The organism is Enterobacter sp. ZOR0014, from assembly GCF_000798855.1.
Classification (GTDB): domain Bacteria; phylum Pseudomonadota; class Gammaproteobacteria; order Enterobacterales; family Enterobacteriaceae; genus Enterobacter; species Enterobacter kobei.
In genome coordinates, this window is sequence record NZ_JTLF01000297.1 from 1 (window position 1) to 408 (window position 408).

Sequence of the window (408 nt, forward strand, 5' to 3'; positions counted from 1 at the left end):
TAAGCCTCTAAACGGCTGTTCCCGCTGGTCACACCCGTTAAGACCCCGGAAATCACGCTCAGAACGTCGCACAGCGCCGTCCTGACCGCTCACCGGGGCGTTGGCCTTAACTCAGGGACAAAATCGCTGTAAGCGCGTTATGGCTTTGCAGGGAGGGGGGTTGTTCTGCTCACTTTCAGGATCGTAACCGGCTGCGCCGGGTCAGGCGCGGATTTGGCTACGGTGCTCTATGCCCGTCCCGTTCCGCGCCTCCATGCGCTACGCGCATACAGTGACAGGCTGCGCACTGCTCGCCCGTCTGACGGCCAACCACCACGGCCAGAACCGGAGTGCCAGCAGTTCTGCGCCTGGCGCCCGTCCTCGATGCCGGGTTTCGCCAGCATTTCGCCAGCTGCAGCTGCGACCGGC

1 protein-coding gene is annotated in these 408 nt (G+C 63.7%); it reads right to left on the reverse strand.

The annotated features are described in order from the left end of the window. Positions 1 to 227 precede the first annotated feature (227 nt). Positions 228 to 408: hypothetical protein (locus tag L977_RS25020; protein ID WP_231563601.1), on the reverse strand; the 181-nt coding region annotated here is incomplete at its 5' end.